The 18,472-nt window shown below is 58.3% G+C and carries 24 protein-coding genes and 1 riboswitch; of the genes, 12 read left to right on the forward strand and 12 right to left on the reverse strand.

The features are described 5' to 3' along the window. Window positions 1-4 precede the first annotated feature (4 nt). A complete protein-coding gene (locus ACRZ95_RS06660; RefSeq protein WP_170676922.1) occupies window positions 5-487 on the reverse strand; it encodes a hypothetical protein in 483 nt (160 codons plus the stop codon). A 435-nt stretch (window positions 488-922) separates the two neighbouring features. Here ACRZ95_RS06660 and ACRZ95_RS06665 point away from each other — a divergent pair, with 435 nt between their 5' ends. The 9 genes from ACRZ95_RS06665 (at window position 923) to rplQ (ending at window position 7,679) form a co-directional block, all read left to right on the forward strand. Next, window positions 923-1,138: a DUF1127 domain-containing protein gene (locus ACRZ95_RS06665; RefSeq protein WP_170472137.1), complete on the forward strand. Its 216-nt coding sequence runs from the start codon at window positions 923-925 to the stop codon at window positions 1,136-1,138. A gap of 206 nt (window positions 1,139-1,344) precedes the next feature. Beyond that, window positions 1,345-1,818, forward strand: coding sequence for a 50S ribosomal protein L15 (gene rplO / locus ACRZ95_RS06670; RefSeq protein ID WP_170377635.1), 474 nt, complete (start codon window positions 1,345-1,347; stop codon window positions 1,816-1,818). A gap of 109 nt (window positions 1,819-1,927) precedes the next feature. After that, entirely contained in the window at window positions 1,928-3,292 is a 1,365-nt protein-coding gene (gene secY / locus ACRZ95_RS06675) for a preprotein translocase subunit SecY (protein WP_170555668.1), read from the forward strand. Further along, window positions 3,289-3,933 (forward strand): adenylate kinase, encoded by a 645-nt coding sequence (locus ACRZ95_RS06680; protein WP_170377639.1) that lies wholly within the window; start codon window positions 3,289-3,291, stop codon window positions 3,931-3,933. Before secY ends, ACRZ95_RS06680 begins: the two co-directional genes overlap by 4 nt. A gap of 79 nt (window positions 3,934-4,012) precedes the next feature. Next, complete coding sequence (locus tag ACRZ95_RS06685) at window positions 4,013-5,029, forward strand: DUF1254 domain-containing protein (RefSeq protein WP_480554705.1); 1,017 nt, start codon at window positions 4,013-4,015, stop codon at window positions 5,027-5,029. A 208-nt stretch (window positions 5,030-5,237) separates the two neighbouring features. After that, the gene (gene rpsM / locus ACRZ95_RS06690; protein WP_170377641.1) at window positions 5,238-5,606 is read left to right on the forward strand and encodes a 30S ribosomal protein S13; all 369 of its coding nucleotides are present in this window, start codon (window positions 5,238-5,240) and stop codon (window positions 5,604-5,606) included. A 15-nt stretch (window positions 5,607-5,621) separates the two neighbouring features. Beyond that, complete coding sequence (rpsK, locus tag ACRZ95_RS06695; protein WP_008757289.1) at window positions 5,622-6,011, forward strand: 30S ribosomal protein S11; 390 nt, start codon at window positions 5,622-5,624, stop codon at window positions 6,009-6,011. A 114-nt stretch (window positions 6,012-6,125) separates the two neighbouring features. Continuing rightward, a complete protein-coding gene (locus ACRZ95_RS06700; protein WP_170377644.1) occupies window positions 6,126-7,142 on the forward strand; it encodes a DNA-directed RNA polymerase subunit alpha in 1,017 nt (338 codons plus the stop codon). Between the two features lie 117 nt (window positions 7,143-7,259). Further along, window positions 7,260-7,679 (forward strand): 50S ribosomal protein L17, encoded by a 420-nt coding sequence (rplQ, locus tag ACRZ95_RS06705; RefSeq protein ID WP_170334079.1) that lies wholly within the window; start codon window positions 7,260-7,262, stop codon window positions 7,677-7,679. Window positions 7,680-7,784: 105 nt separating this feature from the next. Here the strand turns inward: rplQ and ACRZ95_RS06710 are convergent, their stop codons facing one another. Genes ACRZ95_RS06710 through ACRZ95_RS06730 form a run of 5 tightly spaced genes read right to left on the reverse strand, consistent with a single transcriptional unit; the run spans window position 7,785 to window position 11,192 of the window. After that, the gene (locus tag ACRZ95_RS06710; RefSeq protein WP_170676926.1) at window positions 7,785-8,435 is read right to left on the reverse strand and encodes an ABC transporter ATP-binding protein; all 651 of its coding nucleotides are present in this window, start codon (window positions 8,433-8,435) and stop codon (window positions 7,785-7,787) included. Then, window positions 8,432-9,214 carry a cobalt ECF transporter T component CbiQ gene (gene cbiQ, locus ACRZ95_RS06715; protein WP_170676928.1) on the reverse strand — a complete coding sequence of 261 codons (783 nt, stop codon included), beginning with the start codon at window positions 9,212-9,214 and terminating at the stop codon, window positions 8,432-8,434. The genes ACRZ95_RS06710 and cbiQ overlap by 4 nt, the downstream gene beginning before the upstream one ends. Then, window positions 9,214-9,792: a cobalt ABC transporter permease gene (locus ACRZ95_RS06720; RefSeq protein WP_170472128.1), complete on the reverse strand. Its 579-nt coding sequence runs from the start codon at window positions 9,790-9,792 to the stop codon at window positions 9,214-9,216. Before ACRZ95_RS06720 ends, cbiQ begins: the two co-directional genes overlap by 1 nt. Further along, on the reverse strand, window positions 9,789-10,400 hold the full coding sequence (gene cbiM / locus ACRZ95_RS06725; protein ID WP_170676930.1) for a cobalt transporter CbiM: 612 nt from the start codon (window positions 10,398-10,400) through the stop codon (window positions 9,789-9,791). The genes ACRZ95_RS06720 and cbiM overlap by 4 nt, the downstream gene beginning before the upstream one ends. A gap of 6 nt (window positions 10,401-10,406) precedes the next feature. Then, window positions 10,407-11,192, reverse strand: coding sequence for a DUF4198 domain-containing protein (locus tag ACRZ95_RS06730; RefSeq protein ID WP_480554708.1), 786 nt, complete (start codon window positions 11,190-11,192; stop codon window positions 10,407-10,409). A 129-nt stretch (window positions 11,193-11,321) separates the two neighbouring features. Next, window positions 11,322-11,523: riboswitch (cobalamin riboswitch) on the reverse strand. A 249-nt stretch (window positions 11,524-11,772) separates the two neighbouring features. On the opposite strand from ACRZ95_RS06730, the gene ACRZ95_RS06735 reads away from it, so the two are divergent. Then, a complete protein-coding gene (locus tag ACRZ95_RS06735) occupies window positions 11,773-12,201 on the forward strand; it encodes an FKBP-type peptidyl-prolyl cis-trans isomerase (protein WP_170377657.1) in 429 nt (142 codons plus the stop codon). Window positions 12,202-12,213: 12 nt separating this feature from the next. Here the strand turns inward: ACRZ95_RS06735 and ACRZ95_RS06740 are convergent, their stop codons facing one another. From ACRZ95_RS06740 to fabA, 4 genes are read right to left on the reverse strand one after another with little or no spacing between them, the layout of a single operon-like run. Continuing rightward, complete coding sequence (locus ACRZ95_RS06740; protein ID WP_170377659.1) at window positions 12,214-12,393, reverse strand: hypothetical protein; 180 nt, start codon at window positions 12,391-12,393, stop codon at window positions 12,214-12,216. 59 nt (window positions 12,394-12,452) lie between these two features. After that, window positions 12,453-13,244, reverse strand: a complete 792-nt coding sequence (locus ACRZ95_RS06745) for an enoyl-ACP reductase FabI (protein WP_170377661.1) — start codon at window positions 13,242-13,244, stop codon at window positions 12,453-12,455. Window positions 13,245-13,249: 5 nt separating this feature from the next. Continuing rightward, a complete protein-coding gene (gene fabB, locus ACRZ95_RS06750; protein WP_170477712.1) occupies window positions 13,250-14,479 on the reverse strand; it encodes a beta-ketoacyl-ACP synthase I in 1,230 nt (409 codons plus the stop codon). A gap of 47 nt (window positions 14,480-14,526) precedes the next feature. Continuing rightward, the gene (gene fabA / locus ACRZ95_RS06755) at window positions 14,527-15,036 is read right to left on the reverse strand and encodes a bifunctional 3-hydroxydecanoyl-ACP dehydratase/trans-2-decenoyl-ACP isomerase (protein WP_170378117.1); all 510 of its coding nucleotides are present in this window, start codon (window positions 15,034-15,036) and stop codon (window positions 14,527-14,529) included. A 187-nt stretch (window positions 15,037-15,223) separates the two neighbouring features. Between fabA and irrA the strand changes: the two genes are divergently transcribed. After that, a complete protein-coding gene (gene irrA, locus ACRZ95_RS06760; protein WP_170677289.1) occupies window positions 15,224-15,643 on the forward strand; it encodes an iron response transcriptional regulator IrrA in 420 nt (139 codons plus the stop codon). Here the strand turns inward: irrA and ACRZ95_RS06765 are convergent. After that, the gene (locus ACRZ95_RS06765) at window positions 15,640-16,545 is read right to left on the reverse strand and encodes a LysR family transcriptional regulator (RefSeq protein WP_480554710.1); all 906 of its coding nucleotides are present in this window, start codon (window positions 16,543-16,545) and stop codon (window positions 15,640-15,642) included. The two genes, irrA and ACRZ95_RS06765, sit on opposite strands and share 4 nt — an antisense overlap. Window positions 16,546-16,625: 80 nt before the next feature. Between ACRZ95_RS06765 and ACRZ95_RS06770 the strand changes: the two genes are divergently transcribed. Then, on the forward strand, window positions 16,626-17,423 hold the full coding sequence (locus tag ACRZ95_RS06770; RefSeq protein ID WP_170676934.1) for a phytanoyl-CoA dioxygenase family protein: 798 nt from the start codon (window positions 16,626-16,628) through the stop codon (window positions 17,421-17,423). Window positions 17,424-17,487: 64 nt separating this feature from the next. Here ACRZ95_RS06770 and ACRZ95_RS06775 read toward each other — a convergent pair whose 3' ends face one another. Continuing rightward, window positions 17,488-18,351 carry a hypothetical protein gene (locus ACRZ95_RS06775; RefSeq protein WP_170676936.1) on the reverse strand — a complete coding sequence of 288 codons (864 nt, stop codon included), beginning with the start codon at window positions 18,349-18,351 and terminating at the stop codon, window positions 17,488-17,490. Between the last annotated feature and the right edge of the window lie 121 nt (window positions 18,352-18,472).

Raw genomic sequence — 18,472 nt, forward strand, 5'->3', positions numbered from 1 at the left:
ATTTCTATCGGAAATTTTGCGCCATTTCGTCCAATGAGCCGCCAAAAGTGGATGCAAAAACGTCGAGATCGGCTTGATCAATTTCCGCAGGCTGCGCGTGCATCGTTTCGGCTAGGGATTCGAGGCTCAGAAGGGTGCCGAACTCTTGGTCAGGATAGTGAATCCTAAGCTCAAGGTAGATCGTTTTGAGTTCGGTCAGGAAGGCCGAAAACTCGCTTTGACAGGTATTAGCGTCGACACTCCGCAGGCTGCGTGCGCAGTCGGTGGACATGTAAGCCTGTGTGAACCGCGTGGTCAGCGTGGTCAGCTGGTCATTGCGAAACGTATTCAGCGCATCGCGTTTCGATGCCACTTCGATCCGGTTGTCCACCATGGCAATTAGAAACTGAGCGAAGAACACGATTACAAGGCCTGAAAGAACGGCTTTGAAGGTGATCTCGACCAGGCTTTGAACAAGCGACTCTTTCTTTCCGGTCCAGAACGACATGTCCGACCCCTTTGCCAAGACAGGTTTTCATCACGCAGCAACGTTATTCTGGGCGTGACGATTGGGACCCAGGTTCAGCAGAGCTGATATCTTGGGTTGCAGGCTGACGCCGGGGCCGTTGATACAGCCGTTAATGCAATTGCAGCCATTAAAACCACTGCAAAACACGTGCAAAAATTCCACGTCATTTGACGCTCCATAACACATTAAACAATATAACAAAGTTATCGGAAACCGCTCGATTCGTCAATTTTGGCAGGATTTGAGGGGTGTGTGCCGCACTGATCCGCCTTCAAATCTGGATATGTCCGCCTTGCATAGCGGCTAGACCGTAACTGGCGTTGTCGGCCACGCGGCCCTTTCCTATCTGCTCGCTGTATCCAAAAGGAACACAAAATTTGCCGGGGAATACGCCTCGGTCTGAAAGGAAAGAAAATGGCACATACTGCAACACTCACCCCCTCGACCTTCAATTTCGGCGCACGCGTTTCCGCACTTATTGAACGCATCAAAGTCGCGCGGGCTCGGGCTGCCGAATACCAGCGGACCTACTCCGAACTGCAGCGGCTCAGCAATCGCGAGCTGGACGATATCGGAGTCCGTCGCTGCGATATCGCTGATATTGCGCACAAGCACGCTTACTGCGCCTGACCTACCCCACCACTCACACGCGAAGAGGCGTCCTTTTGGGCGTCTCTTTTGCGTTTGATGGGCTGCACATCCACGCGCCACTTGCAACGCGGGCCACAAAGCTGTAGAGCGCCCCGGTGGCATTGCGTCCACGAGAATCAAAACCAAGAAACGCCGTGTTTGTCCCATCACGCTTCGGGGGTCACATCCGGCTTAGGAGAAGCGATATGAAACTGAACGAATTGCGCGATAACCCAGGCGCCGCACCGAAACGGACCCGCGTTGGCCGTGGTCCGGGCTCCGGCAAGGGTAAAATGGGTGGCCGTGGTATCAAAGGTCAGAAATCCCGTTCGGGTGTGGCCATCAACGGCTACGAAGGCGGCCAGATGCCGCTGTACCAACGTCTTCCCAAGCGTGGCTTCAACAAGCCGAACCGTAAGGAATTCGCCGTTATCAACCTGGGCCTGATCCAGAAATTCGTTGACGCCGGCAAGCTGGACGCCAAAGCTGCGATCACCGAGGACGCTCTGGTCGCCTCGGGTCTGGTTCGTCGCAAGCTGGACGGTATCCGCGTTCTGGCCAAAGGCGAGGTTAGCGCCAAGCTGAACCTAGAAGTGACAGGTGCTTCGAAAGCTGCTGTTGAGGCAGTTGAAAAAGCGGGCGGCTCACTGACGGTCACAAAAGCTGCTGCGGCAGAGTAAGCGCTTGTGAGCGGGCGAAGACCCGCTTACATAGAGCACTAAGTTTTCCCAGACGCCGCCCGAGCCGGAAAACGGTTCTGGGCGGTGTTTTCATAAGAGAGACCGATTTATGGTATCAGCAGCAGAACAAATGGCAGCCAACACAAGCTGGTCTGCCCTTGGCAAAGCCACCGATCTGCGCAACCGCATCCTGTTCACACTGGGTTTGTTGATCGTTTATCGCCTTGGCACCTTCATTCCGGTGCCGGGAATCGACGGACAAGCGCTGCGTGAATTCATGGAGCAAGCGGGGCAAGGCATCGGCGGCATGGTTTCGATGTTCACCGGCGGGGCGCTGGGTCGAATGGGTATCTTTGCCCTCGGCATCATGCCCTACATCTCGGCCTCGATCATCGTGCAGCTGCTGACATCCATGGTTCCCGCGCTCGAGCAACTCAAGAAAGAGGGCGAGCAGGGCCGCAAGAAGATCAACCAATATACCCGTTTCGGGACTGTGGCGTTGGCCACCGTGCAGGCCTATGGTCTGGCCGTTTCGCTGGAATCAGGTGATCTGGCGACCGATCCGGGCCTATTCTTCCGCATGTCGACCATGATCACTCTGGTCGGCGGTACCATGTTCCTGATGTGGCTGGGTGAGCAGATCACTGCGCGCGGCATCGGCAACGGTATCTCTCTGATCATCTTCGTCGGCATCATCGCCGAGGTTCCGGCCGCTCTGGCTCAGTTCTTTGCCTCGGGTCGTTCGGGCGCAATCAGCCCGGCCGTGATCGTTGGTGTGATCCTGATGGTCATCGTCGTGATCACCTTTGTGGTGTTCATGGAACGGGCCTTGCGCAAGATCCACATTCAATACCCGCGCCGTCAGGCCGGTATGAAGGTTTACGAAGGCGGCTCGAGCCACCTGCCGGTCAAGGTCAACCCGTCGGGCGTTATCCCCGCTATCTTTGCCAGCTCGCTGCTGTTGCTGCCGGTGACGATCTCGACCTTCTCGTCGGGTGCGGCCAACGGTCCGGTCATGTCGTGGCTGCTGGCGAACTTTGGTCCGGGACAGCCGCTCTATCTGCTGTTCTTCGCGTCGATGATCGTGTTCTTCGCGTATTTCTATACGTTCAACGTATCTTTCAAACCGGATGACGTGGCCGACAACCTGAAAAAGCAGAACGGTTTTGTGCCCGGCATCCGCCCCGGCAAGAAAACCGCCGAGTATCTCGAATACGTGGTCAATCGCGTTCTGGTGCTGGGTTCTGCCTATCTCGCGCTGGTCTGTCTGCTGCCTGAAATCGTTCGGAACCAGTTTGCCATCCCGTTCTACTTCGGTGGCACCTCGGTTCTGATTATCGTCTCTGTAACCATGGACACGATCCAACAGGTTCAGAGCCACCTGCTGGCGCACCAATATGAAGGGCTGATCGAAAAGTCCCAATTGCGCGGCAAAGGCAAGAAACGCGGCAGAAAGGGAGCTGCTCGTCGATGAATATCATTCTGCTTGGCCCCCCGGGTGCCGGTAAAGGTACCCAGGCGCGTCATCTGGTCGAAACACGCGGTATGGTGCAGCTTAGCACTGGTGATATGCTGCGCGAGGCCAAGGATAGCGGCACCGAGATGGGCAACCGTGTGGCCGAGGTTATGGCCAAAGGGCAGCTTGTGACCGATGAGATCGTGATCGGTCTGATCCGTGAAAAGCTGGACGCAGGTGCAGAGGGCGGTTTCATCTTTGACGGCTTCCCGCGCACATTGGCACAGGCCGACGCGCTGGGTGAGTTGCTGGACAGCACCGGCAACAGCCTGGATGCCGTGATCGAGATGGAAGTCGACGATGCCGCTCTGGTCGAACGGATCACCGCGCGTTCGACATGTGGCGGCTGTGGCGAGGTCTACAACGACATCACCAAGCCGATTCCCGCAGACGGCAAATGCTCCAATTGCGGCAAAGAGAATGACTTCAAGCGCCGCGCGGATGACAATGAGGAAAGCCTCAAGACCCGCTTGATGGAGTACTACAAGAAAACCTCGCCGCTGATCGGCTACTATTATGCCAAGGGTCAACTGACCAAGATCAACGGACTGGGCGAAATCGAAGAGGTTCAGGGCGCAATCGAAGCTGCCCTAAGGTAACACATCTTGACAATTGAATGCGTGCGTTTGACGAGGTATCACTTCGGCCAACGCGCGCATTTTTTGTTGGGAGATAGCAATGAGCCTATCGCTTAAATTGCTCGCGATGACGTCCGCTCTGACTATGGCAGCAATCGGTGCTTGTGCAGAACAGACGCCGGTGACCATCGACAACTTTGTCCGTGCGGCGACAGATATCGAATTTCGGAAGTATCTGGCGCAGTCGGGCAGCGTCAACACGCTGTTTCACGTGCGCGAGCCTACACCGTTGGATATGCAACCGACGATCCGCATGAACCGGGATACGCTTTACAGCATGGCGGTGGTTGATATTTCGGACGGCGCTTTGCTGACCTTGCCGGAGACCGGGGATCGCTATGTCTCGGTTCAGGTTGTCAATCAGGATCACTACGTCAACGACGTGTTCCTTGGCGGTGGAACTTATGAGCTGACGGTCGAGCAGTTCGATACACCCTACGTTGCGCTGTTGTTTCGGTACCTCGTCGACTCGGAGGACCCCGCAGACATAGCCGCAGTGACCGCATTGCAGGATTGGGTCACGCTGCAGGCCAATTCCGCGCGTCCCTTTGACGAAGCGCATTACGACAAGGATGCGTTTGAAGAGGTGTTGAGCGCCGTGTTGGAGCTGGCGCGTTTCTCACCTGACAGCACCGGCACATTCGGCTCGAAAGAGGCGGTTGACCCTGTGCGCCACCTGCTGGGAACAGCTTTCGGCTGGGGCGGTCTGCCAGAGGCGCAGGCCTTCTATCTGAACGTCGAACCGGGGCTGGAACTGGGGGCGTACAAGCTGGAAGTTCCCGCCGAGGTTCCGGTTGGCGCGTTCTGGTCGGTCAGCCTGTATAACGCGGCGGGGTTCTTTGAAGAGAACGATCTGGGTGTCTATGTGATCAACTCGGTGATGGGCGACAGTAACCCGGATGGGTCGATGACGGTTCATTTCGGTGGTTGCGACGACGGCCGTGTGAATTGCCTACCGATCATGGAGGGCTGGAATTACTCCGTGCGTCTCTACCAACCCGCGCCCGAAGTGATTGACGGGACCTGGACCTTCCCCGAAATCGAGCCTGCGGAGTGAATTCGGGATCAATATGCGATCTGCGCTTGACGCGCGGGTCGCGCGACACTAATTGACGCTATCTCGGAAGAGAATCGAATTGTGCGCGGGTACTCCGTTCACATGATCATATCATAAAATGCTGAGCCCTCTGGCGACACTGCCACGGTTAGGCGTTGTGAAAAAAGGTTCTGGAGTTACGGAACCGCAACGAAAAGGAAAGTGACACGTGGCACGTATTGCCGGCGTAAACATCCCGACTGCAAAGCGGGTACCAATCGCCCTCACCTATATCACCGGAATCGGCAACACCTCGGCCAAAGCGATCTGCGAAGCCGTGGGCATTGAAGCGACCCGTCGCGTCAACGAACTGTCCGACGCCGAAGTTCTGAAAATCCGCGAATTCATCGACGAAAACTTCACCGTCGAAGGTGACCTGCGTCGTGAAGTTCAAATGAACGTCAAGCGCCTGATGGACCTGGGCTGCTACCGCGGTCTGCGTCACCGCCGCAACCTGCCGGTTCGCGGTCAGCGTACCCACACCAACGCTCGTACCCGCAAAGGCCCCGCAAAGGCCATCGCTGGTAAGAAGAAATAAGGGAGGGTCTGACTGATGGCACGTGATAAGACTCGCGTTAAGCGCAAAGAGCGTAAGAACATCGCATCGGGCGTCGCCCATGTGAACTCGACCTTCAACAACACCAAGATCCTGATCTCGGACGTGCAGGGCAACGCGATTTCGTGGTCGTCTGCCGGTACCATGGGCTTCAAAGGATCGCGGAAATCGACACCCTACGCCGCTCAGATGGCTGCAGAAGATGCAGGCAAAAAGGCGCAGGAACATGGCGTCAAGACGCTGGAAGTCGAAGTTCAGGGTCCCGGTTCGGGTCGTGAATCGGCTCTGCGCGCGCTGGCTGCCGTGGGCTTCAACATCACGTCGATCCGCGACGTGACGCCGATCGCTCACAACGGTTGCCGCCCGCCGAAGCGCCGCCGCGTCTAAGCGATTTTGAATTTGGCTGGGGCTGTGTTTTTGCACGGCCCCAGCACGTCATTTTGAACCTCGGGCGTCTGCACCTTGTTGGTCATGGGGCGCGGACAGGAATGGAGGGATTACATGATCCACAAGAATTGGGCAGAATTGATCAAGCCGACCCAGCTGGACGGCAAGCCGGGCAACGACCCTGCGCGTCAGGCAACTCTGGTTGCTGAACCGCTGGAGCGTGGCTTTGGTCTGACACTGGGCAACGCGCTGCGCCGCGTTCTGATGAGCTCGCTGCAAGGTGCGGCCATCACCAGCGTTCAAATCGACAACGTCCTGCACGAGTTCTCGAGCGTGGCGGGCGTGCGTGAAGACGTCACCGACATCATCCTGAACCTCAAAGGCGTGTCGCTGCGCATGGAAGTCGAAGGCCCCAAGCGCCTGTCGATCAATGCCAAGGGCCCCGCGGTTGTCACCGCTGGTGACATCAGCGAAAGCGCTGGCATCGAGGTTCTGAACCGCGATCACGTCATCTGCCACCTTGATGATGGTGCCGACCTGTTCATGGAGCTGACCGTCAACACTGGCAAGGGTTATGTTTCGGCTGAGAAGAACAAGCCCGAAGATGCACCCATCGGCCTGATCCCGATCGATGCGATCTACTCGCCGGTCAAAAAGGTTGCCTATGACGTTCAGCCGACCCGTGAAGGGCAGGTTCTGGACTATGACAAGCTGACCCTGAAGATCGAAACCGATGGTTCGATCACGCCGGAAGACGCGCTGGCCTATGCCGCTCGTATCCTGCAAGACCAGCTGTCGATCTTCGTAAACTTCGACGAGCCGGAATCGGCTGGCCGCCAGGACGAGGACGATGGTCTGGAGTTCAACCCGCTGCTGCTAAAGAAAGTCGACGAGCTGGAACTGTCGGTCCGTTCGGCAAACTGCCTGAAGAACGACAACATCGTTTACATCGGCGACCTGATCCAGAAGACCGAAGCCGAGATGCTGCGCACCCCGAACTTCGGCCGCAAGTCGCTGAACGAGATCAAAGAAGTGCTGTCCGGCATGGGTTTGCACCTCGGCATGGATGTCGAGGATTGGCCGCCCGACAACATCGAAGATCTGGCGAAGAAATTCGAAGACGCGTTTTAAGCGCGTCTTCCCCAATGCCCGGGCGTCCGGGGACTGTATGGGCACTTCCGCCCCAAGGAGAGCCGGTGACACGCATCGCCGGCCAGACAAAGCAAAACGCAATATAGGAACTGAAAAATGCGTCACGCACGTGGTTACCGCCGCCTGAACCGTACTCATGAGCACCGCAAGGCTCTGTTTGCAAACATGGCTGGCTCGCTCATCGAGCATGAGCAAATCAAAACAACTCTGCCCAAGGCAAAAGAACTGCGCCCGATCATCGAAAAGCTGGTCACTCTGGGCAAGCGCGGCGACCTGCACGCACGCCGTCAGGCCGCAGCACAGCTGAAAGAAGACAAAGACGTCGCAAAGCTGTTCGAAGTTCTGGGCCCCCGCTATGCCGAGCGTCAGGGCGGTTATGTCCGTATCCTGAAAGCTGGCTTCCGCTATGGCGACATGGCGCCGATGGCGATCATCGAATTCGTTGATCGTGACGTTGACGCCAAAGGCGCGGCTGACAAAGCTCGCGTTGCAGCCGAAGAGGCCGCAGAAGAATAAGAAAGCCAACAGCTTTCAAAAAAGAACCCCGTGTCCTCGACGCGGGGTTTTTTGTTTTGCGGAGTTACAAACTAGTTTGCATCGGCACGACCAGGATGGGCTTTCTCACACAGCGACAAGCTTACCGTCTTGCAATTCAAGCCTGTCCGGGGCCAGCGCATCGCGAAATGCAGGAGAATGGCTGACCAGAAGGATAGCCTGAGGCAGAGATTGCAGGATTTCGAGCAACCGCGCCTCGTTCTTGGTGTCCAGCGCATTGGTTGGCTCATCCAGCAGCAGGGCCTGCGGCTCCATCGCCAGAACAGTTGCCAGCGTGATCAGACGCTTTTCGCCGCCTGACAGTTTATGCGTGGTCCGTTCCTTTAGGTGCATGAGGTCGAGGTCGCCCAAAACGCGATCCACGATCGCAAGCGCCTCATCCCGCGTTTTGCCGAGGTTCAGCGGACCAAAGGCAATGTCTTCAGCCACGGTGGGGCAGAACAGCTGGTCGTCGGGGTCCTGAAAGACAAGACCGATATGGCGGCGGACGTCGTGGAAATCGGCCTCGGCCTGTCGTGTTTTGCCAAAGACGGTCACCGTACCCGAAGACGGCCGTTGCAGCCCAAGTGTGATACGTAGGAGAGTGGATTTGCCGGACCCGTTCGGACCGGTCAGAGACAGGCGTTGCCCGGCCTCCAGCTGTAGGCTTGCCCCATTCAGAACCGGGTCCTGTCCGTGGTAGGCAAAGCAGATGTCGTGTAACGCGATAAGTGTCATGCGAATTCCACAATCATCAGGGCAAGGCAGAGGGCCCCTAGCCCGGCAGCAAAGACAATATCTCGGCGTGTCAGGGTAAAGTCCTGCAGCAACAGCATCTTGCCCGAAAACCCCCGGCATTTCATCGCGCCGAGGATACGCTCGGACCGTTCGATGGCCCGGACCAGCATCATCCCAACCAGATAGCCAAAACTGCGATAGGTGTGCCAGTTGGTACCGGGGCGGAAGCCTCGGACTTTCATGGCTGAGCGGAGGCGTTGATATTCCTCATGCAGGACGTCGATGTAGCGGATTGTGAACATAAGAAGATGCACCAGTGTTTCCGGGCAGCGCAACCGGTGCAGGGCGTGGCCCAACGTAACAGGCTCCATCGTGCCGACCAGAACCATCACGGTCAGGATCACGGCATTCGCGGTCAGCGCGATTTCAACGGCTTTCCAGAGCCCCTGCCAGCTGGCCGGAAACCCCCAGATGGTAAACATCGGGTCGCCGGGCATGGTGAAGGGCAGGAGGACCAGCATGAAGATGATGAAACTGTCCATCATCGCCATCCGCTTGAGCGTTTTGCGCCAAGGCAGTCGGGATAGCACCAGTAGGGCCAGCGCGATCATCAACGCCGCCGCAAGCGCGGGGAGGGAGGATAGGGAGACCACAACGACCGCAAACAAAACGGACATGACGATGCGCACGCGCGGATCAAGCGAGGTGATCAACCCCTGTTGACCGATCGTGCCAGCCTCGGCCAGCGTCCGTTCCTGTGGTCCCAGTACGTGTGCCATCAGCCTGCCAGTTTCCTCCGCGCCGCGAGGTAGAAGCCCAGCCCGAACAGGCCAAAGATGTAACCGATGCCGCCTAGAATGGTCTGTAGGTCGTTATGTTCACGATAGGCGGCGATTTCCCGGCGCAGAGGGCGTATTTCGTCTCGGACGGCTGCTGCAATGGCCTGGCGTTCCTCATCGCTGAGGGAGGCCACGGTGACGCCCTCTGAGGCGGGAGCTGGTGTAGGCGACGCTGCGGGCGTGTTCTGGACGGCAACGCCCATGATCTTGGCGACGTCCTCGGCGGGCATGGTGACCTCGGCCACGTGACCGGCGCCAAGGTCGGCAAAGAAGGTATGGGCGACGGGTGTTGTGGGCGTGTAGATGAAGAACCCGTCTGCGTCGGTCGTGGCCCGGCCCAGCTCGACCCCGTTTGGATCGGTTACGACAACCTCGGTATCGGTCGCCATGGTGCCGTTGGAGAAGCCAATTTCCCCTTCGATCGCATCGCCGGATGCAAAGACCCCGGCAATCACCTTGTGGGCCAGCGCGGGCAGAGGGGCTGCGCATAGGGCCAGGATGAGGGCAAGCTGTCTCATGTGGCGGGCCTTGTCAGAAACAATTCGGGTTTGACCTTTCGCGCCAGCAGGACGGCGAAACCTGTCAGGACGGCCTCGATGATCATCACGGGGATATGGGCAAAGAAGACCAGCCTGGCGGCGGGGAGGAATTCGTCCCCGGACAGGGCCAGTGAGATGCCCACCATGACGGTCGTGGCCGCAATGGCAAAGGCGCCGCCTATGCCGCCCCAGATCGCGCCATGAACAGGTGAACCACGCCCAATCAGAGGCCGGAACAGCAGCCCCGCCAGAGCGGCCGGAAAAGCGATGTTAAGCGCGTTGATCCCCAGCACCGTCAGCCCGCCGAAGCCGAAGAAAACGGCTTGAAGGAGCAGACCCACAAACAAGGCCGGGAAGGCAGCCCAGCCGAGCAGAAGCCCGGCTAGACCGTTGAGGATCAGATGCACCGACGACGGCCCGATCGGAACATGGATCAGCGAGGCCACGAAGAAACTGGCCGCCAGCACCCCTGCTGTGGGGATGCGGTCCAGATCCAGCGACCTGAGGCCCATTGCGACCCCACCAGCGGCGGCAACGGCTCCGCCGATGACGACCGGGTTGGACAGGGCTCCGTCGACGATGTGCATCGGGGGTTACTCCATGTCCCAGGCGCGGATCCAAATCACCGCGTCCTGGCTCAGCTCTTTGCCTTCATGTTCGGTTTCAGGACCAGCACCGAGGGCGGCAAAGCCCCAGTAACCAGCTTTCGGCACACCGAAGGAAAAATAGCCATTGGCGTCAGAAATTGCGACAACAGCACCACCCGGCATCGGCGAAACGGTAGGCTCGGACGAGGCTTGGCTGTCAAAGCTGGGCTTGGCGGCCATGTATTCGATCTCGATCTCAGCGCCGGCAACCGGTTCGCCATTTGCCAGAACCTGACCGGTGAAGGTCGAGCCTGCGATGATGTTGTAGGGCTTGTTCAGAGGCACGATCTCGGTCGCCAGACCCGCGGGGTTCATCCAGTCGGTCGGCAGTTCGTTGCGGTTCAGGAACGCCTTCGTGATCTGTTGGATATAGATATCCTCGGCCTCTTCGTAATAGGGCTGAGGCACCGTGACCATCACGTAGTCGCCCGAACGCTTGACCGGAACAGATCCCTGAAAGGCCGCGCCTTCGTTTTCGGGGCTCGAAAACCGGATGGGCTCCAGCGTGTCCAGCAGGTCGGTCTTTTCGCCATTGTGGATCACGTAGAATTCCTGCGGCTTTTCCAGATCCATGACATGGCCGTTTTCAAACGGGTGCCAGAAGATCAGCTTGACCGGCACGTCGCCCGGCGCCTCGATCAGCGTGTCGGTGGTGTATTCCAGCAGAAAATGTGCGTGCGCCATCGCTGGAATCGCCAGCGCAGCCGCAGCCGTGCAAAATAGTTTCTTCACAAGGTCTTTCCTTCGTCCTTCGTGCCAACCCCGGCACGCTTTCTTTTTTGACATCGGGGAGAACGGGACCACGTACCCAAAATGAGGGTATCGGCCCAATGCACACCCCGGCATCGGTGACACACCCCTTCCGAGGGTGCATGTCCGGCAGGTCTCCTGACTTGCGGGTCAAAGCATGGGGCTGGCCTTCCCGGGTGGAACCCAGTGGCGTGTCAGCCCTGCTCTCCGCCTACAGTTGCGGGGGCAGTTGCGGCATTGGGTGGATTTGAATTCCCCGCACCGCATTCCCTTTTCTCCGGGCGAACCCGGAACCGGACATGAAGACGCTGATGACAGAGATTCCCATTACCGGTCAATCTCTATTTAAGACTGTAGCGATAACATCTTTTCGATAGGATCGGATGTTCCCGTTCCAACCGCTGGGTATTGAAGGCACGCGTGCAAGCGACGACCAGAGAATGCGCGCGTTTACAACGCAATCTGGACATCAGAATCAGATGGATGCATCCTGTGCGGCGTCAGACTCCGGCGTAGCGCGCTTGTGTTCGGCGCCCCATTCCCCACAAGCCCCGGAGGCCCCATGTCTGAGATCAAACAAGGCGACACAGTTCGCATCCACTATACCGGCACGCTGTTGGACGAGACCGTCTTTGACAGCTCGGACGGGCGCGATCCGTTAGAGTTTGTTGTCGGTTCGGGCCAGATCATACCCGGCCTGGACAGCGCGATGCCAGGACTGGCGGTTGGCGACAAGAAGCGGGTCGAGATTGCCTGTGTCGACGCCTATGGCCCGATCAACCCGGCGATGCGGCAGGACATCCCGCGTGAGGGCATTCCGGATGACATCCCACTAGAGCCGGGAACCCAGTTGCAGATGCAGACCCCCGATGGTCAGGCGCTGCCGGTAACGGTTGTCGAGGCGAACGAGGCCACGGTGACGCTGGACGCCAATCACCCGCTGGCTGGTCAGGACCTGATTTTCGATATCGAGGTTGTCTCGGTGAACTGAAGGCTTGGGGTTTTAGCCCCAAAGCCCGTCAAGCGCTGCGCGGACCTGCGGTTGCGTGAAGAACACGAACAACACCAGCAATGTGGTCAGCGTCAAAAGCAGAACACGGGCGCGGGGGCTTAGGAACCCCGTTTTCCGTCTGGTCTGGGTGCCACGCGTATTGCTGGCAAGGATCTGGTCGGTTTTGCTCATGCCCATATCCCTGACGCCGAAAGATGGTCAAATCTTGGCGGCGTCTGGGAAAGATATGGTCACATGAAATCCGGCTGTGGCATTCCAAGCACGTGGAAACCGCCATCCACCCGGATGATCTCACCCGAGGTGCACGCCCCCGCGTCCGAGGTCAGGTAAACCGCTGTGCCGCCAACGGCCTCCAGCGTAGCGTTCGAGCGCATGGGCGCATTCTGGTCGCAGAATTTGTATGTCTTTCGCGCACCGCCAATTGCAGCCCCGGCCAGGGTCTTCATCGGGCCGGGCGAAATCGCGTTCACGCGGATGCCCTCGGGGCCGAGATCGTTGGCCAGATACCGTGTCGCCGATTCCAGCGCGGCTTTGGCAACGCCCATAACGTTGTAATTCGGAACTACACGATTCGAGCCTTGGTAGGTCAGCGTCAGCAGTGAGCCACCATTGTCCTTCATAAGCGGATAGGCGCGTCGGGCGACCTCGATGAACGAGTAGGCCGACACATCCATCGAGTGCTTGAAATTGGCCCGCGTGGTGTTCAGAAACCGGCCCGTCAGCTCGTTCTTGTCCGAATAGGCGATTGCGTGGACGACAAAGTCGATGGTGGGCCAGCGTTCGCCCAATTCGCCAAAAGCACGATCCAGCGAGGCGTCATCGGTGACATCCGCATCCACCATGAAGTCGCTGCCGAGGCTTTCGGCTAATGGCTGCAGACGCTTCCCGAACGCGTCGCCCTGATAGGTGAAAGCCAGCTCAGCCCCTGCTTCATGCATCGCTTTCGAGATACCCCAGGCAATCGACCGGTCATTGGCGACACCCATGATCAGGCCGCGTTTCCCTTTTAGAACTTCCGACATCTCGTTCACCCGTTATACTTTGACAGGATCATGGATCCGTTCGTGCCGCCAAAGCCGAAGCTGTTGGTCATGACCGAATCCAAACCTGCATTTTCAACCACTTGAGTTGCAATTTCACCGGGCTGGATGCCTTCGGCTAGTGTGTCGACATTGATCGACGGCGTTATGAAATCATTGTCCAGCATGAGCAGGCAGAAGATCGCCTCCAGCGCGCCGGCCGCGCCTTGTGCGTGCCCGGTCATCGACTTGGTGGATGAGATCGGCGGCACGTTGCCTTCGCCGAAGATGCGACGCACGGCTTCAACTTCGCCCACATCTCCGACCGGGGTCGAGGTGCCGTGCGCGTTGATGTAACCAACCTTGCGGCCTTCGGGCAGGGTCGACAAAGCCAGACGCATCGCGCGCTCTCCGCCTTCGCCGGACGGGGCCACCATGTCATGACCGTCCGAGGTTGCGGCATAGCCGGTCACCTCGGCGTAGATCTTGGCACCGCGCGCCAGCGCATGGTCCAGATCCTCAAGCACTACGATGCCGCCGCCACCCGAGATCACGAAGCCGTCGCGGTCCTGATCGAACGCGCGCGAGGCTTTCTGCGGAGTGTCGTTATACTTGGACGACATCGCGCCCATCGCGTCGAAAAGGCAGGACAGGGTCCAGTCCAGCTCTTCTCCGCCGCCTGCGAACATTACGTCCTGTTTGCCCAGCATGATCTGTTCCGCGGCGTTGCCGATGCAATGCAGCGAGGTCGAACAGGCCGAAGTGATCGAGTAGTTGATACCTTTGATTTTGTAGGCGGTGGCAAGGTTCGCGGAAATCGTGGAACACATGCATTTCGGCACGGCAAAAGGCCCGATCCGCTTGGTGGCGCCGTTTTTCAGTACCGTCTGATGCGCGGTCAGCATTGCACTGGTGGACGGTCCGCCGGATCCGGCAACCAACCCGGTGCGCGGATTGACGACCTGTTCCTCGGTCAGCCCGGAATCGGCAATCGCCTGTCCCATCGCGATATGCGCGTAGGCCGCACCTGGCCCCATGAAGCGCAGGGTACGTTTGTCCACGTGCTCGGACACGTCGATCTTGAGCGACCCGGCGATCTGGCTTCGAAAGCCATGTTCGACCATCTGCTCATTGGCCTCGATGCCGGACTTACCTGCTTTGAGCGAGGCGAGAACCTCTTCGGCATTGTTCCCGATCGAGGAGACGATCCCCAAACCGGTGACGACGACGCGACGCATATGCGTTCTCCTGTGTTCCGTTCCTGTTGGCGTAATGTCCGCTGGCGTCAGCTTTCGGACAGTGCAACCTTCATATCTTTGACTTGGTAAATTACTTCACCATCCGCTTCGACACGGCCATCCGCGACCCCCATGGTCAGACGGCGTGTTTGTACGGCTTTGGTAAAATCAACATAATAGGTCAGCATCTTACGGTCCGGGCGGACCATGCCGGTCAGTTTGACTTCGCCCACGCCCAGGGCGTAGCCGCGCCCCTGCCAGCCGCGCCAGCCCAGGTTGAAGCCCGTCAGCTGCCACAGGCCATCCAAACCCAAGCAGCCCGGCATGATCGGGTTGCCGGGGAAATGGCAGTCAAAGAACCAAAGATCAGGCGTGATGTCGAATTCCGCGACAACATGGCCTTTGCCATGTGCACCTCCGTCACCTGAAACATCGGTGATCCGGTCCATCATCAGCATCGGAGGGGCAGGCAATTGCGCATTGCCGGGGCCAAAAAGTTCGCCTCGCGCGCATTTCAGCAGATCCTCTTTGTCAAAACTGCTTGGGAATTGGGCCATTCTTGCCGCCTCTTCTGCCTTGGGTCTGTTCATTACATTTGGCCTCACCTAGCACCCGTATGCAAGGTCCTGCAAGAGCAGTGGCCGGATGATGTTGCGACCTAGCGGTCTTTGCGAATGAATTTCATTTGAAATTGGCATCCCTGCGCCCCTATATATATAAGCAGCAAAAATGGGTATCGGATTCATGACACCTCAGAGCCGTAAGATAGCTACAGACTGGTTGGAGAGCGCCGGATTGCGCCCGACGCGACAGCGTGTTGCGCTGGCCGAGTTGCTTGTGGGCGATGGTCGTCACCGGCATGTCACAGCGGAAAGCCTGTTTGACTCCGCGAAGACCAAGGGCGACGCGGTGTCGCTTGCGACGGTCTACAATACGCTTCGCGCGTTCTGCGATGCGGGCGTGCTGCAAGAGATCACGGTGGATGGGTCGAAAAGCTATTTTGACACCAACACCCATGATCACCCGCATTTCTATTGGGAAGATGAAAGCCGGCTGAGTGACGCTCCGTCCGAAGAGTTGGTGATCCAGCGCCTCCCGAAGGCGCCGGAAGGGGTCGAGATCGCCTCGGTCGATGTGGTTATCCGTCTTCGCAAGAAACCTTAGTTCTGGCCTCGGACTAACGTATCAAACAGGATACGTTCCGCTGACGCCAATGTGGCTTCGACGGGGCCGGTTCCGTGGCGCGCCAAGACGACAGGCTCAGCAGCGTCCTTGTCTAGGATCGGCAGGCGGGTCAGCGTTCGATTGTCGTAACTCATCGAATTGTTTGGGCTGGCATAGCTGATTGCGATTCCTTCCCCATGGGCTGCGAGGCTGCGCTGAATCTCAAGCGTAGCGGCCCTGTGGGCGACCGTTGGGTTCAAGCCTTTGCGCCGAAACAAGTTCAGGACATGCTGCGCGGACAGCCCCTCTTTTGACAGGATCAGGGGTTCCTGTTCCAGATCGGCCAAAGTCACATTGTGGGCTTTTGCAAGCGGGTGATCAGGTGGGACCAGAGCGTGCGGGACACTGTCGAACAGCTCTTGCCGGGTATACCCTGCATCCATGCCAAGGTCATATGTGATCGCGATATCCGTCTGGCCGTTGATCAGACCGTCCAGCAACCCCTCGAAACTATCCACCTGATAGGTGATGGTCACATCGGGCAGGGCAGTTTGCAGAGAGCGCAAGGCAGAGGCCAGATGAAACGGCGCCAGGTCAATGAAACAGCCCAACCGCAGGTGTGAAGACCCGTGCGGCGCGTCTGTCGGATTTTCGATCTGTGCGGCAGAGTGCAACAGCTTTTCCGCCTGTTCGATGAAAAGGCGGCCCTGAGGGGTTGTGGTCATCGCTGCTCCCCGTCGACGCATGAACAGCGGATATCCCAGAAGCGACTCAACCCGCGTCAGGGCCGTTGACAGGGCAGGTTGCGACACGTTCAGCGCATGGGCTGCGGCAGACAAGCTGCCATGGCGGCCTATGGCGCAGCCATATTCGTATTGGCGCAGCGAGATATATAACATCATGTTAATTATTACTTCGAAAGATATGATTTGAACAGATGGCTTTGTTGTCCTTTAAACGGGTCAAGCACAAGGAGACCGACATGCCACACCCTCTTGTTTCTCAGGACATGATCGACACCTATCAGACCGACGGGGTAGTCCTGATCAAAGGGCTTTTTGCCGATCACGTGGATGCGTTGCGCGACGGGGTTGCCGCCAATATGGCCGAGCCGGGACCCTATGCGTCGGACAATAAAAAGGAAGGGCAGACCGGGCTGTTCTTTGATGATTACTGCAACTGGACCCGTATTCCGCAGTTCCGCGAGGTGATCGAGACTTCTCCGGCAGCTGAGGTCGCAGCTGACCTGATGCAGTCGAAAACCGTGCAGATGTTTCACGACCATGTGCTGGTGAAAGAGCCAGGCACCTCGATGGCGACGCCCTGGCATCAGGACGGGCCGTATTACTTTGTCGAAGGGCAGCAGACGATCAGCTTCTGGTCGCCTTTGGATCCGGTGAAACAGGCCACCCTGCGCTGTGTTGCGGGATCGCACAGGTGGGAGAAAGAGGTGCTGCCGACCCGCTGGGTCAGCGAAGAGGGGTTCTTTGCTGATGAAGGCCAGTACATCCCGGTACCCGACCCGGATGCGGAAGGGATGAAAGTGGTCGAATTCGAAATGGAGCCCGGTGACGCGGTCGCGTTCAACTACCGCACCCTGCATGGGGCGCGAGGGAATCACTCGGACAGTCGTCGCCGGGCGTTTTCACTAAGGCTGGTCGGGGATGATGCGCGCTATGTCGAGCGTCCGGGCCGCACGTCGCCTCCGTTTCCGGGGCATGATATGGTGCCGGGGCAGCGGTTGCGGGAAGACTGGTTCCCGATGCTGCTGCCGCGATAGGGGGCTCTGCCCCTGCCGCCTGCGGCGCCTCCCCCGGGATATTTTCGGCCAGATGAAGAGCGGATCAGAACCACTGGCCGGGTTCGATCAATCCCAGATCGAGCAATTGGCGCGATGTCCATTCGAACGAGACGGAATTGTGCCAACGGAAACTCGAGATATCGAAGGCTGAACCTGCGTTGCTTTTTAGGGCTTTTGCCGCCCGGAATGAGCAGATCGCGGCCGTCAGATTGTGGTGCCACGGGCATGCATAGGTGTTGTATTCGGCCTCGTTGAACGTGTGGTCGGGCTGCAGTATCAGGTCTTTGCGGGTCTTGAATAGGGCGATTCTGTCGATGCGACGGCGTTCATAGGGGATGTGATCTTCAAACCGCCAGCGCAAGCCGCCGGACATGTCCAATTGACGCTCGACTGGTCGGCCGGTGGCGTCATGGCGGGTGTGGGCATAGTAACCGGTGCTGTCCAGCATGGCCTGGTCAGGGGCTACGCCGTTCGGGAACTGGCTCAGATCACCGGCATAGAGGTCGATCACGTGGCACAACATTGCGTTTCGGCGTTCCTCGGTGTGGAAGGCCAGCAATTCCCCTATGCTGCGTGTTTCGCAGAAAGGGTAGAACAGGTATTCAGCGTTGTAGCAGTAATACATCCAGACGCCGGGTGCGGCTTTCGTGATGCGAATGATCGCGTCGAACACCATTGTCCGGGGCGCGCATCTGAACGTCACGCGATGTATCCGCGCGGACAGGTCCTCGCTGAGGGTGAATTCGGCGGGCATGAAAGCCACGACGGACTTGAAGCCGAGGCCTAGATGGTGGTGCAGCGTGCTTTCGACCTCGGTCTCGTCTTCGGCGAAAATCAGGGCCACGGGGCCTTTGGACAGGGCGGATTGGCCTGAATTCAGAAGGCTGTCGAGGGATTCGTACTGCATCGCCGGTTTTCATTCGCGTCTTGCTGGAAAGTTTCGCCAAATTCGGGTAATTGCGCCGGCATTGCAAGCGGCGTTCGAAGCATATAGATGACGCCGATCCAGCGACTGCAAAGGCCCGATC

This window comes from Ruegeria sp. AI3, assembly GCF_056541245.1.

What these genes read in the sequence shown, in the direction of transcription:
- ACRZ95_RS06685 (WP_480554705.1), top strand. Translation starts at nt 4,013, where the DNA reads ATGAGCCTATCGCTTAAATTGCTCGCGATGACGTCCGCTCTGACTATG.
- ACRZ95_RS06660 (WP_170676922.1), bottom strand. Translation starts at nt 487, where the DNA reads ATGTCGTTCTGGACCGGAAAGAAAGAGTCGCTTGTTCAAAGCCTGGTC.
- ACRZ95_RS06720 (WP_170472128.1), bottom strand. Translation starts at nt 9,792, where the DNA reads ATGAGACAGCTTGCCCTCATCCTGGCCCTATGCGCAGCCCCTCTGCCC.
- secY (WP_170555668.1), top strand. Translation starts at nt 1,928, where the DNA reads ATGGTATCAGCAGCAGAACAAATGGCAGCCAACACAAGCTGGTCTGCC.
- ACRZ95_RS06770 (WP_170676934.1), top strand. Translation starts at nt 16,626, where the DNA reads ATGCCACACCCTCTTGTTTCTCAGGACATGATCGACACCTATCAGACC.
- rplQ (WP_170334079.1), top strand. Translation starts at nt 7,260, where the DNA reads ATGCGTCACGCACGTGGTTACCGCCGCCTGAACCGTACTCATGAGCAC.
- cbiQ (WP_170676928.1), bottom strand. Translation starts at nt 9,214, where the DNA reads ATGGCACACGTACTGGGACCACAGGAACGGACGCTGGCCGAGGCTGGC.
- fabA (WP_170378117.1), bottom strand. Translation starts at nt 15,036, where the DNA reads ATGGCCCAATTCCCAAGCAGTTTTGACAAAGAGGATCTGCTGAAATGC.
- ACRZ95_RS06745 (WP_170377661.1), bottom strand. Translation starts at nt 13,244, where the DNA reads ATGTCGGAAGTTCTAAAAGGGAAACGCGGCCTGATCATGGGTGTCGCC.
- ACRZ95_RS06740 (WP_170377659.1), bottom strand. Translation starts at nt 12,393, where the DNA reads ATGAGCAAAACCGACCAGATCCTTGCCAGCAATACGCGTGGCACCCAG.
- rplO (WP_170377635.1), top strand. Translation starts at nt 1,345, where the DNA reads ATGAAACTGAACGAATTGCGCGATAACCCAGGCGCCGCACCGAAACGG.
- ACRZ95_RS06665 (WP_170472137.1), top strand. Translation starts at nt 923, where the DNA reads ATGGCACATACTGCAACACTCACCCCCTCGACCTTCAATTTCGGCGCA.
- fabB (WP_170477712.1), bottom strand. Translation starts at nt 14,479, where the DNA reads ATGCGTCGCGTCGTCGTCACCGGTTTGGGGATCGTCTCCTCGATCGGG.
- rpsK (WP_008757289.1), top strand. Translation starts at nt 5,622, where the DNA reads ATGGCACGTGATAAGACTCGCGTTAAGCGCAAAGAGCGTAAGAACATC.
- ACRZ95_RS06680 (WP_170377639.1), top strand. Translation starts at nt 3,289, where the DNA reads ATGAATATCATTCTGCTTGGCCCCCCGGGTGCCGGTAAAGGTACCCAG.
- ACRZ95_RS06735 (WP_170377657.1), top strand. Translation starts at nt 11,773, where the DNA reads ATGTCTGAGATCAAACAAGGCGACACAGTTCGCATCCACTATACCGGC.
- irrA (WP_170677289.1), top strand. Translation starts at nt 15,224, where the DNA reads ATGACACCTCAGAGCCGTAAGATAGCTACAGACTGGTTGGAGAGCGCC.
- ACRZ95_RS06775 (WP_170676936.1), bottom strand. Translation starts at nt 18,351, where the DNA reads ATGCAGTACGAATCCCTCGACAGCCTTCTGAATTCAGGCCAATCCGCC.
- ACRZ95_RS06765 (WP_480554710.1), bottom strand. Translation starts at nt 16,545, where the DNA reads ATGATGTTATATATCTCGCTGCGCCAATACGAATATGGCTGCGCCATA.
- ACRZ95_RS06710 (WP_170676926.1), bottom strand. Translation starts at nt 8,435, where the DNA reads ATGACACTTATCGCGTTACACGACATCTGCTTTGCCTACCACGGACAG.
- ACRZ95_RS06700 (WP_170377644.1), top strand. Translation starts at nt 6,126, where the DNA reads ATGATCCACAAGAATTGGGCAGAATTGATCAAGCCGACCCAGCTGGAC.
- cbiM (WP_170676930.1), bottom strand. Translation starts at nt 10,400, where the DNA reads ATGCACATCGTCGACGGAGCCCTGTCCAACCCGGTCGTCATCGGCGGA.